The following is a 12,467-nucleotide window of genomic DNA, read 5'->3' as shown; positions in this document are numbered from 1 at the left end:
AGCGCTGCCCCAAAACAGGTCAGTCCAATGCTGTAACGCTGACCATGTCCCTGGACCAAACAACAACCCGTGGCGAGGGAGCTTGCTCCCGCTGGACTGCGCAGCAGGCCCAGAAAAGAGGGGCCGCTTCGCGGCCCAGCGGGAGCAAGCTCCCTCGCCACAGGTTTTGTGTTTTCTTGGCGGAACCGCATTGCCCAATACCGGCGCACAACGGCTGCCGATTCGGGATAACCGACAGGCGCTTGCTGCCGCAAGATAGCCTCGCCCGTCCTTCAAACAGTACTGGGCAAAGAACAATAAAAATCCCTAAGCGCAGGAAACTTCAGCATGTTTTTCGCTCGTCTCTCTATCCAATGGCGGATCACGCTCTTGAGTGGCCTGTGCCTGCTCGCCGTCGTCGGGGCGCTGACCGGCGCTTCCCTGTATCAGAACCAGCAAGGCGCAACGCTGCTCAAGCAGCAAAGCAGTCAACTGCTGGGGCGCTCGGCCCTGGAAGGTTTGCAGGCTCAGGGCCTGGCCCACGGTCAACGGGTGGAACGCTTTTTCAGCGAAACGGCGATCTATGGGGAGGGTTTTGCCCAGCAGGTCCTGCAACTGCGCGCCCAAGCGTGGAACGGGCGACTGACGCCAGGGCAACTGCGCCGGGACCTGATCGCCGCAACCCGCCAAGCCCTTCAGAACCGCGAAAAAGTCCTCGGTTTCTACGTGGTGCTGCTTCCCGACGCGCTGGTCGGTGAAGATAGCGGTTTCACTGGCCAACGCGATCTGGCCGGTAATGAAAAAGGTCGCTTTGCCCTATATTGGTCGCAAAGCCAACCCGGCCATTTGGTGCAGGAGGTGCTCAGCGAAGCCCAGATCAGCGCCAACACCGCACCACCGGGTAGCGAGCCGACCAACGCCTGGTACGTCTGCCCGCAGACCCAGGGGCGCACCTGCGTGACAGAGCCCTACGCGGTTGAGGTCGAAGGCCAGAAGACCTTGATGAGCAGCATCTCCATACCGTTGTTGGACCAGGGCAACGTCATCGGCGTGGTGGGCATGGACATCAGCCTCGACACCCTCCAGCAACTCGCCGCCAGCCTTGCCAACGACCTGTACCCCGGCCACAGCGAGATCAACATTCTTTCCCCATCAGGGCAAGTCGCCGGCCATGGCGGCACGGTTGACGGCATCTCCATCGACGTCCAGCAAGCCGTGCAAACCGTTCCCGCCAATACGCCCTGGCAATTGCAGATACGCGTGCCTGAGTCGCTTGTGCAAGCGCCGGCCCTGCAAATGCAGGCCCAGTTGGACGACAAGCGTCGCCAGTCCAATTGGTTCAACCTCAGCCTGGGCTTGCTCGCCAGTTGCCTGGGCCTATTGCTTATCTGGCTGACGGCCTACGGCGTCACACGCCCCTTGCTCAGGGTGGCGCACATGCTCGACGCCATTGTCGAGGGCGACGGCGATCTCACCCAACGCCTGCCCAACGACCGCTACGATGAATTGGGCCACCTGGCGAAGGGCTTCAACCGCTTTCTCGACAAATTGCAGCCCATTATCCGCGATATCCAGCAAGCGTCCCTGGACACCCGCGACACCGCCGATACGTCGGCGCAGGTGGTCCGGGAAGTCAGCGCAGGCATGCACACGCAGTACCGGGAAGTCGAGCTGGCCGCAACCGCCCTGCATGAAATGAGCACCAACGCCCAGGAAGTGGCCCGTCACTCCCACCAGGCAGCCGATGCCGCCAGCGTCGCCGAAAACGCCAGCCGATCGGGGCGTGAATTGTTCGCCAATGCGGTCACCAGCATCGACAGCCTGGACCGGCGCCTGGAGACCACGCTTGAACAAGTGCAGGCGCTGGCCGGCAACAGTCAACACATCGGCCAGGTGCTGGACGTGATCTGCGCCATTGCCCAGCAGACCAACTTGCTGGCCTTGAATGCCGCCATCGAAGCCGCCAGGGCGGGGGAACAGGGACGCGGCTTCGCGGTGGTGGCCGACGAAGTTCGCCATTTGGCCAGCAACACCCAGAACTCGGTCGAGCAGATACGCACGGTGATCGAGGCGTTGCAACAGTTGAGCCAGGAGGTCGTGCACAGCACCCAACTGAGCCGCGAACAGGCCAGGGACAGCGTCGTTCAAGTCGAAAAGACCCAGGCGGCACTGCGACACATCAGCGACGCCGTGGAAGTGATCGAACACATGAACCAACAGATCGCCAGCGCCGCCCTGGAGCAAAGCGCTGTCGTGGAAGACATCAGCCATCGCGTCAGCGACATTCGCGGGATCAGCGAGACCTTGACCAGCCGCATGGAAGAAGCGTCGCAGGCGAGCCACTCGTTGCATGCCATGGCCAACCATCAACAGCAGTTGGTGGGGCATTTTCGGATCTAGTGGCCCCTGAAACGGACCTCTAGGGTGCTTACACAATTTCACAGAGCGCCTACAAAGCTTCACCCCTGCCGTTGGCCTCGATCCCTACCATGGGCGGCTCAATAGTGGGGAAGCACCATGTCCAAGATTCCTTTCATCACACTGGGCCTGCTGGTCGGCGCGCTGCTGCTCAGTGGCTGTGATAGCGCCTCGACCCCAGACGCCTCCTCCCCGCTGGCAAGCGTGCGTATCGAAACCGTTCAGGCCCGGCCACTGTCGATCAGCAACGAGCTGAGTGGCCGGATCGCCGCGCCGCGGGTAGCCGAAGTGCGGGCGCGGGTGGCCGGGGTAGTCTTGCAACAGGTGTTTCGTGAAGGCCGCGACGTCAAACAGGGCGAGCTGCTGTTTCGCATCGATCCAGCGCCATTCAAGGCCGACCTGGACAGTGCCGAGGCGGCGTTGCGCAAGGCCGAAGCCAATGCGTTCCAGGCCCGTTTGCAGGCACAACGTTACGCCCAGTTGATCGATGACAAAGCGATCAGTGGCCAGGATTACGACAACGCCCGGGCCAGCGTGCGCCAGACCGCCGCCGATGTCGCTGCCAGCAAGGCCGCGGTGGAACGGGCGAAACTGAACCTGGGGTACGCCACGGTGACCGCGCCGATTTCCGGACGTATCGGTCGCGCCCTGGTGACGGAAGGTGCCTTGGTCGGGCAGAACGAAAGCACGCCGTTGGCGCTGATCCAGCAACTGGACCCGATCCACGCCGACCTCACGCAATCGACCCGCGAACTCAACGACCTGCGCCGCGCCTTTCGCGCAGGGCTCTTGCAAGCGGTCGGCCAGGACCAGGCCAAGGCCACGTTGATTCAGGACGATGGCAGCCCCTATCCGCTGCCCGGCAAATTGCTGTTCACCGACCTCAGCGTCGACCCGAGCACCGGCCAGATCACCCTGCGCAGCGAATTCCCCAACCCCGACCTGGACCTGCTGCCCGGCAGCTTCATCCGCGTGCGCCTGGAACAGGCGGTCAACAGCCAGGGCATCACTGTGCCGCAACGGGCCGTCCTGCGAGACAGCGCCGGGGTTGCCCAGGTGCTGATGCTGGACGCCGAACAGAAGGTCAGCCAGCAACCTGTGCAACTGGGCGCCGCGCAAAACGATCGCTGGGTCGTCACGCAAGGTTTGAAACCCGGCGACCGCATCGTCATCGAAGGCCTGCAACACGCCCGTCCCGGTGAGCAGGTCCAGGTCGATGACACCCCACTTCCCCTCGCCCAGGTTCCCGGGCCACAGGCAGGACACTAAGCCATGCCGCAGTTCTTCATCGACCGTCCGGTGTTCGCCTGGGTGGTCGCGCTGTTCATCCTGTTGGCCGGTATCCTGGCCATCCCGCAACTGCCGGTGGCGCAATACCCGGTCGTGGCCCCGCCCCAAATCGAGATCTACACCGTCTACCCGGGTGCTTCGGCGCAAACCGTGGACGAAAGCGTGGTCAGCCTGATCGAGGAAGAACTCAACGGCGCCGACAACCTGCTGTATTTCGAGTCCCAGAGCAGCCTGGGTAGCGCCACCATCACCGCGACCTTCCAACCCGGCACCAACCCGGAACTGGCCCAGGTCGATGTGCAGAACCGCCTCAAGGCCGTGGAGTCGCGCCTGCCGCAAGCGGTGACCCAGCAAGGCTTGCAAGTGGACAAAGTCTCCGCTGGCTTCCTGCTGCTGATCACCCTCACCTCCAGCGACGGCAAGCTCGACGACGTGGCTCTGAGCGACTACCTGGCGCGCAACGTGATGAACGAGATCAAGCGCCTGGACGGTGTCGGCAAGGCCCAGTTGTACGGGGCCGAACGGGCCATGCGGATCTGGATCGACCCGCAGAAACTGGTGGGCTTCAACCTGACTCCGGCCGACGTCAACGCAGCCATCGTGGCGCAGAACGCCCAGGTATCGGCCGGTAGCCTGGGCGATTTGCCGAGCCGCCACACCCAGGAAATCACCGCGACCATCGTCGTCAAAGGCCAGCTCAACACACCGCAAGAGTTCGCCGACATAGTGCTCAAGGCCAACCCCGATGGCTCGACGGTGCGCATCGCCGACGTGGCACGGGTAGAAATCGGCAGCCAGGAATACCAGTTTTCCACGCGCCTGAACGGCAAGCCGTCCACTGCCGTGGCCGTGCAACTGTCTCCGGGCGCCAACGCCTTGAACACCGCGACCCTGGTGCGCAACAAGATGGACGAGCTGTCGCGCTACTTCCCGGCCGGCGTGGAATACAAGATTCCCTACGACACGTCGCCGTTCGTCAAGGTCTCGATCACCAAGGTGATCTACACCCTCGGCGAGGCGATGTTGCTGGTGTTCGCGGTGATGTTCCTGTTCCTGCAGAACATCCGCTACACCCTGATCCCGACATTGGTGGTGCCGGTGGCGCTGATGGGCACCTTCGCGACGATGCTCGCGCTGGGGTTCTCGATCAACGTGCTGACGATGTTCGGCATGGTGCTGGCCATCGGCATCCTGGTGGACGATGCCATCGTGGTGGTGGAGAACGTCGAGCGGATCATGGCCCGGGAAGGCTTGTCGCCCAAGGAGGCCACACGCAAGGCCATGGGGCAGATCACCGGGGCGATCATCGGCATCACCCTGGTGCTGGTGGCGGTGTTCATTCCGATGGCGTTCATGCAGGGCTCGGTGGGGGTGATCTACCAGCAGTTCTCGCTGTCGATGGCGACATCGATCCTGTTCTCGGCCTTTCTCGCCCTGACCTTGACCCCGGCGCTTTGCGCGACCTTGCTCAAACCGATCGCCAAAGGTGATCACCACGCCAAGACTGGATTCTTCGGCATGTTCAACCGTGGTTTCGACCGATTCGGCGAGCGCTATCAAGGTTGGGTGGCCTATGCGGTAAAACGCAGCGGCCGTTATCTGCTGATCTACGGCGTGTTGCTGGTGGGCATGGGCGTGCTGTTCAGCCGCCTGCCCTCCTCGTTCCTGCCGGTGGAAGACCAGGGCTACACCATCACCGACATCCAGCTGCCACCGGGTGCCAGCAAGAATCGTACGGTGCAGGTGGTGGAGCAGATCGAAGCCCACAACGCCGGCGAACCGGGGGTCGGTGACAGCACGATCATTCTCGGTTTCAGCTTTTCCGGCAGCGGCCAGAATGCGGCCCTGGCCTTCACCACCCTCAAGGACTGGTCGCAACGCGGCGCCGAGGATTCGGCGGCGTCCATCGCCGACCGCGCCAACCTGGCGCTGAGCCAGATCAAGGACGCCATGGCGTTCTCGGTGCTACCGCCGCCGGTGGATGGCCTGGGCACTTCCAGCGGTTTCGAGTTCCGTTTGCAGGACCGTGGTGGCCTCGGCCATGCCACCTTGATGCAGGCCCGCAGCGAATTGCTCGCCGCCGCCGACAAAAGCCCGATGCTGATGAATGTGCGTGAAAGCGCCCTGGCGGAGGCGCCGCAGGTGCAATTGGAAGTCGACCGCAAGCAGGCCAATGCCCTGGGCATTTCCTTTGCCGACGTCGGCAGTGTGTTGTCCACGGCAGTGGGTTCGGCCTACATCAACGACTTCCCCAACCAGGGGCGGATGCAGCGGGTGGTAGTCCAGGCCGAGGGCGACCAGCGCAGCCAGGTCGAGGATCTGCTGAAAATCCACGTGCGCAACAACAGCGGAAAAATGGTCCCGTTGTCGGCATTCGTCCAGGCCCGCTGGACCCAGGGGCCGGCGCAATTGACCCGCTATAACGGTTATCCGGCGGTGAGCATTTCCGGCGAACCGGCACCGGGCTACAGCACCGGACAAGCCATGGCCGAAATCGAACGGCTGGTGGCCCTGGGGCCGACGGGCCTGGGCCAGGAATGGACCGGGTTGTCCTTGCAGGAACGCCTGTCCGGCAGCCAGGCACCCATTCTGTTGGGCCTGTCGCTGCTGGTAGTGTTCCTGTGCCTGGCGGCGCTGTACGAGAGCTGGTCAATCCCGACCTCGGTGTTGCTGGTGGTGCCGCTGGGTGTGCTCGGCGCGGTATTGGCCGTGTCGTTGCGCGGCATGCCTAACGATGTGTTTTTCAAGATCGGGCTGATCACCATCATCGGCCTGTCGGCGAAAAACGCGATCCTGATCATCGAGTTCGCCAAGAGCCTGTACGACGAAGGTCACGACCTGATCGACGCCACGCTACAGGCTGCACGCCTGCGCCTGCGGCCGATCATCATGACCTCGCTGGCCTTCATCCTTGGGGTGGTCCCGCTGGCGATTGCCACGGGCGCCAGCTCGGCGAGCCAGCAGGCCATCGGTACCGGAGTGATCGGCGGGATGATCACCGCCACACTGGCGGTGGTGTTCGTGCCGGTGTTTTTTGTGGTGGTGATGAAGCGTGTCAGGCGTGTTGAACCCAAGTGAGGCCAGGCCGGAGCACCGCTATCGCGAGCAAGCTTGCTTCCACATTGGGTCTACAGCGGACACCATATCCGCGTGCATCCGGAATCGTTCTGTGGGAGCGGGCCCAGCCCTCAGTCCGCCTGCACCGTGACCTGGCGCTGTTCGCCCAAGCCCTGGATCCCCAGGCGCATGGTCTGGCCCGGCCGCAGGAACACCGGGTTGGGCTTGATGCCCAAGCCGACGCCGGGCGGCGTGCCGGTGGAGATCACATCCCCGGGTTGCAGGCTCATGCACCGGCTCAGGTAGGCAATCAGTTGCGGCACGCTGAAGATCAGCGTACGGGTATTGCCGTTCTGATAGCGGTGTCCGTCGACCTCCAGCCACAGGTCCAGCGTATGCGGGTCGGCGATTTCGTCCCGCGTCACCAGCCACGGCCCAAGGGGGCCGAAGGTGTCAAAGCCTTTGCCCTTGTCCCAGGTGCCGCCACGCTCCAGTTGCCACTCGCGCTCGGACACATCGTTGATGACACAGTAGCCGGCGACATGCTCCATGGCATTGGCTTCGTCGATGTAGCGTCCGCCTTTACCGATGACCACGCCCAGCTCGACTTCCCAATCGGTCTTGAGCGAGCCGCGCGGGATCTGGATGTCGTCGTTCGGCCCGCAGATGGCACTGGTCCATTTGTTGAAGATGATCGGCTCTTTCGGCACCTCCATGTTCGACTCGGCCGCATGGTCGGCGTAGTTCAGGCCGATGCAGATGAATTTGCCGACCTGCCCGACGCAGGCACCGATACGCGGCTGGCCGGCAACGAGCGGCAGGCTGCGCGGGTCAAGGGTGGCGAGCGCTGCCAGGCTGTCCGCGCCCAGGACCTGCCCGGCGATGTCCGGCACATGGGCCGAGAGGTCGCGGATCTGATTGTCGGCATCCAACAGCCCGGGTTTTTCCGAACCTTTTTCGCCGTAGCGCAATAGTTTCATGTCGTGCTCCTGCTCAAGTGAAGACCGGGGTTCAGATGCTCATGCCACCGTCGATGATGTGGATGGCACCCGTGGTGTAGGCAGACGCATCACTGCCCAGGTACAACGCCAACTGCGCGATCTCTTCAGTGTGGCCGATGCGGCCCATGGGCTGGCGGTCGAGAAATTGCCGGTAGACCTGCGCCTCATCGACGCCCTGCTGCACGGCCTGGTCAGCGATGCGCTGGCGCAACGAGGGTGAGTCCACGGTGCCCGGGCAGATCGCGTTGCAGCGGATGCCCTGGTTGACGAAGTCGATGGCGACAGCCTTGGTCAGGCCCACGACTGCGGCCTTGCTGGTGGCATAGGCAAAGCGATTGGGCACGCCCTTGACGCTGGAGGCCACCGACGACATGTTGATGATCGAACCGCCGCCACGGGCCAGCATGCCCGGCAGGAACGCATGGATCATCCGGTACATGGCCGTGACATTGAGGTCCATCGAACGTGCCCAGGCCGCTTCATCGCATTGCAGTATGTTGCCGCTGTGCACGTAGCCTGCGCAGTTGAACAACACGTCGAGCCCACCGATGCGTTCACAGGCGGCGCTGATGGCAGAGGGCGACGTGACGTCCAGGGGCATGGCGGTGATCCCTTCGATCCCCGCCAGCGCCTGGATATCGATGTCAGTGGCGAACACCTCGGCACCGGCCCGGGCGAAGGCAACGGCGCTGGCCAAGCCAATGCCCTGCCCCGCTGCCGTGACCAGTGCGCGCTTGTTTTGTAGGTTCATGCGGTCTCCAGTTGCGCTGCCGTGGTGGCGTGCTTGGGTGTCCTGCCGAGCATCGAGGCGGGAATGGCCAGGATCAGTCCACCACTGACCAAAAGACACAAGGCCAGTACATAGGTGCCGTTGTTGATGTTGCCCGTGAGGGTTTCCGCCACAGCGGTGATCATCGAACCGGTGAAGCCCGACAGGTTGCCGATGGCGTTGATCATGCCGATGCCGGCTGCGGCGGCGACCCCCGACAGCACGGTGCCCGGCAGGGTCCAGAAAATCGGCATCAGGCTGAGGATCCCGGAAGCGGAAACACTGAGAAAGAGCACGGACAACACCAGGTTGTCGGCGAAGAACGCACTGAGGATCAGGCCGGCTCCGCCAATGAACGCCGGGATTGCCGCGTGCAGGCGCCGCTCACCGGTGCGGTTGGAGTGCCGGGCGTTGAGCAGCATCGCCACCACTGCCACCGAGTAAGGAATGGCGGTCAGCAAACCGATGTGCAAGCTGTTGGTGATACCGGTGCTCTTGATGATCGACGGCATCCAGAACGCCAGGCCATAGAAGCCGGTGTTGAAGGTCAGCAGGATCAACACCAGCAACCACACCCGAGGGTTGAAGAACACTTCACTCAAGCGCGTGGCCTTGCCCTGGTTGTCGGTTTGCAGGTTGGCCTTGAGCAGGGCTTTTTCCGCGACAGACAGCCATTTGGCTTTGTCGATGTTGTCGGCCAGGCAGACGATCACCACGAACGCCATGATGATCGAAGGAATGCCTTCGATCAGCAACATCCATTGCCAGCCAGACAAGCCATGCACCCCTTGCATGCTGTTCATCAGCCAGCCGGAGAGTATGCCGCCCAGGGTCAGACTGACCGGCAATGCCAGCAGGAACCCGGACATCACCCGACTCTGCCGGTGGGTCGGGAACCAGTAGTTGAGGTACAGGATCACGCCGGGGAAAAAGCCCGCTTCACAGATGCCCAACAAGAAGCGCAACACATAGAACATGCTGCTCGATTCGATGTGGAACAAACCTGCCAGCGGCACGGTGTAGGCCACGGCCATGGAGATCACCGCCCAGGACAGCATGATCCGGGCAATCCAGAACCGCGCGCCAAAGCGATGCAGCAACAGGTTGCTGGGGACTTCGAAGAGGAAATAGCCCCAGAAAAACATACTGGCGCCCAAGGCATACACCGTGTTGCTGAACTGCAGCTCGTTGAGCATGTCGAGCTTGGCGAACCCGATGTTCACCCGATCGAGGTACGCCGCCATGTAGCACAACAGCAACACGGGCAGGATCCGCCAGACCACCTTGCGGTAGGTCCGGTCTTCGAAATCCAATTCGCAGGCGGGAGCCTGCGCGGGCAACTGCTCGGAGATGGTTTGCATGAGGTAACCCCTGATTGTTTTTATTGGGTCACGTCGAATGAGCGAATCATCCGGCGATTGAACGAGGACTCTACTGTCGGGGATCGATTCTTTCCCAATGGCATTTTTGGATTAGTCGATAACCGCCCGTTATCAAGGTTCTAGAAATCCGGACGAGGATTTAAGTCAAGGCGCATGACTTGTGGCGAGGGGATTTATCCCCGCTGGGCTGCGCAGCAGCCCCAAAAAGCTCAACGTGAAATCAACCTGACAGAAGGCGGGGCCGAGTTTAGGACTGCTGCGCAGTCCAACGGGGATAAATCCCCTCGCCACAGGCTAACCATGTCCCCGGACCAAACAGTTTCGATTGCGTCTTCAAATCATCTGGCGGGCGTTGTCCTTGAGAATCTCGGCGAACTCCAGCGCTGCGCCTACCAACGGCTCATCCTTGCGCGTGAGAATGCCGTAGTCCTGCGGCACCAGGTGCAGCGGGGTGTCGAGGGTCTTGAGCTGGCCGCTTTCGAGCAGCGGATCGACCATCGCATGGGGCAGCATGCCGATCATGGGCCCGCGTTGCAGCACCTGGAGGAAGGTCTGCATGGAAATGGTGTCGATGGTGTTGCGCGGCATTCCCACCCCGGCCTCGGCGAACGCCAGCTCCATGCGTGCGCGAATCGGCGTGCCGACGGGGTAGAGAATCCATGGCAAGTCCACCAACTGCTGCAAGGAGACCGGGCCCGCGCCGGCCAACGGATGGCGATAGTTGACCACGATGCAGAACGGCTCCGGGGCCAACGGCTGGAAGTCATAGCGCTGCTGCTGGCTTTGATCGGTAAAACGGGCCACCGCCAGGTCGAGCGTCTTCTCTTCAAGCATCTCCATCAGGTGGTTACTGGTCTGCTCCACCACTTCAATCGACAGCAACGGCCAGCGCTGCTTGATCTGCAAGATCGCCTCGGGCAGAGCCACCGCAGTGGCGGCAAAGATCCCGCCGACCTTGAGAAAGCCGTGGCCACCCTCGCGCAAGCTGCTGATTTGCTCGACGAACGAGCGCGCATCATTCAAGGCAATCTGCGCATACCGCAGTACGTGTTCGCCCAAAGCCGTAGGCGGCATGCTCCGTGGCAGCCGTTCGAACAGGGCAAAGCCGAGCAGGCTTTCGATTTCCTTGAGCATCTTGCTGATGGCCGGCTGGCTGAGGTTCATCTGCTGCGCCGCCAGGTGCATGTTGCGGGTGCGCCCCAAGGTGTCGATCAGCAGCAAGTGGCGGAATTTGAGCCAGCCACAGAAGCTGGAGAAGGACAGATCTGACATGGCTATTCCTCAGGCCGGCGATAACCCGACGTTATCAAATACTGAATATATCTCATTGGAGTTTATCGAGCGGCCACCCTAGCGTGAAGGCTTTACGAACAGGAAGACTTGCCATGTCGCTACTGCTTACTCCCGAGAATACCCTGCCCGTCGATGGTGTGGCCGGAACCCTGATTGGTCGTGCCTGGGTGCCAGGCCGAATCGCCGGGCCTTCGCCCATTGCGTTGCGCAGCGACGGTGTATTCGATCTCTCGGATCGTTTTGCGACATTGAGTGATCTGCTGGAAACAGAATCGCCGCTGGCCGCCGTGCGACAGACGCCCGGCACCTTCATCGCCAGTGTCGAAGCCCTGCTGGCCAACACCGGCCCTGATGCCGACCCGAGCAAACCGTCGCTGTTGCCGCCACTGGACTTGCAAGTGATCAAGGCCGCCGGCGTGACCTTCGCCGCCAGCATGATCGAGCGTGTGATCGAGGAACAGGCCGGCGGCGATGCAGCGAAGGCCGAAGCCGTACGCGCCACCGTCCACAGCGTGATCGGTGACAATCTGCGCACGATCGTGCCGGGCTCCGAGCAAGCCATGCGCCTCAAAGCCTTGCTTATCGAACAGGGCATGTGGTCGCAGTACCTGGAGGTCGGCATCGGCCCGGATGCGGAGATCTTCACCAAGGCACCGGTCCTGGCCGCCGTGGGCAGCGGCAGCCGCATCGGCATTCACCCCGGCTCGCAATGGAACAACCCGGAGCCCGAAGTGGTGCTGGCCGTGAACAGCCGGGGCCAGATCCTCGGCGCCAGCCTGGGCAACGACGTCAACCTGCGGGATTTCGAAGGCCGCAGCGCACTGTTGCTGAGCAAGGCCAAGGACAACAACGCCTCCTGCGCCATCGGGCCGTTCATTCGCCTGTTTGACGAACACTTCAGCCTGGATGATGTCAGGGAGTGCGTGGTCGATCTTCAGGTACACGGCGAGGATGGCTACCGCCTGCACGGCTCCAGCTCCATGAACCAGATCAGCCGCGACCCGCAGGACCTGGCAGGCCAGACACTCAACGCCAATCACCAATACCCGGATGGTTTTGTGCTGTTTCTCGGTACCCTGTTCGCCCCCACCGAAGACCGCGATCATGCCGGCAGCGGTTTCACCCACAAACGCGGTGATGTGGTCAGCATCAGCAGTCCGTTGCTCGGAAGCCTGCATAACCAGGTGACCCACAGCTGCGACGCCGCCCCCTGGACCTTTGGTGTCAGCGCCTTGCTGCGTAACCTTGCCGCCCGAGGACTGCTGGACCGCTAAAACG

Annotated in this window: 8 protein-coding genes and 1 pseudogene; 5 read left to right on the top strand and 4 right to left on the bottom strand. The window is 62.3% G+C overall.

What is annotated here, in order from left to right:
* Positions 1–327 precede the first annotated feature (327 nt).
* From BLO97_RS32155 to BLO97_RS02275, 4 genes and pseudogenes are all read left to right on the top strand, one after another.
* Positions 328–1,521, top strand: a pseudogene (locus BLO97_RS32155) (HAMP domain-containing protein); the annotation flags it as partial.
* A 102-nt stretch (positions 1,522–1,623) separates the two neighbouring features.
* Entirely contained in the window at positions 1,624–2,379 is a 756-nt protein-coding gene (locus BLO97_RS32150; protein WP_371914890.1) for a methyl-accepting chemotaxis protein, read from the top strand.
* Positions 2,380–2,496: 117 nt separating this feature from the next.
* Positions 2,497–3,666, top strand: a complete 1,170-nt coding sequence (locus tag BLO97_RS02280) for an efflux RND transporter periplasmic adaptor subunit (RefSeq protein ID WP_092344689.1) — start codon at positions 2,497–2,499, stop codon at positions 3,664–3,666.
* Positions 3,667–3,669: 3 nt separating this feature from the next.
* Complete coding sequence (locus BLO97_RS02275; RefSeq protein ID WP_092344687.1) at positions 3,670–6,765, top strand: efflux RND transporter permease subunit; 3,096 nt, start codon at positions 3,670–3,672, stop codon at positions 6,763–6,765.
* Between the two features lie 110 nt (positions 6,766–6,875).
* On the opposite strand, the gene BLO97_RS02270 is transcribed toward BLO97_RS02275, so the two are convergent.
* The 4 genes from BLO97_RS02270 to BLO97_RS02255 all read right to left on the bottom strand — a co-directional run bounded on the left by BLO97_RS02270 (position 6,876) and on the right by BLO97_RS02255 (position 11,168).
* Positions 6,876–7,724 carry an ureidoglycolate lyase gene (locus tag BLO97_RS02270; protein WP_092344685.1) on the bottom strand — a complete coding sequence of 283 codons (849 nt, stop codon included), beginning with the start codon at positions 7,722–7,724 and terminating at the stop codon, positions 6,876–6,878.
* A 31-nt stretch (positions 7,725–7,755) separates the two neighbouring features.
* Positions 7,756–8,496, bottom strand: a complete 741-nt coding sequence (locus BLO97_RS02265; RefSeq protein ID WP_092344683.1) for an SDR family oxidoreductase — start codon at positions 8,494–8,496, stop codon at positions 7,756–7,758.
* A complete protein-coding gene (locus BLO97_RS02260; RefSeq protein WP_092344681.1) occupies positions 8,493–9,875 on the bottom strand; it encodes an MFS transporter in 1,383 nt (460 codons plus the stop codon). The genes BLO97_RS02265 and BLO97_RS02260 overlap by 4 nt, the downstream gene beginning before the upstream one ends.
* Positions 9,876–10,229: 354 nt before the next feature.
* Positions 10,230–11,168, bottom strand: a complete 939-nt coding sequence (locus tag BLO97_RS02255; RefSeq protein ID WP_063321685.1) for a LysR family transcriptional regulator — start codon at positions 11,166–11,168, stop codon at positions 10,230–10,232.
* 113 nt (positions 11,169–11,281) lie between these two features.
* Here BLO97_RS02255 and BLO97_RS02250 point away from each other — a divergent pair, with 113 nt between their 5' ends.
* Positions 11,282–12,463 carry a fumarylacetoacetate hydrolase family protein gene (locus BLO97_RS02250; protein WP_063321686.1) on the top strand — a complete coding sequence of 394 codons (1,182 nt, stop codon included), beginning with the start codon at positions 11,282–11,284 and terminating at the stop codon, positions 12,461–12,463.
* Positions 12,464–12,467: the final 4 nt, after the last annotated feature.

It is taken from the genome of Pseudomonas sp. NFACC05-1, assembly GCF_900100135.1.
Classification (GTDB): domain Bacteria; phylum Pseudomonadota; class Gammaproteobacteria; order Pseudomonadales; family Pseudomonadaceae; genus Aquipseudomonas; species Aquipseudomonas fluorescens_Q.
This window is presented reverse-complemented; position numbering and strand designations above follow the sequence as displayed.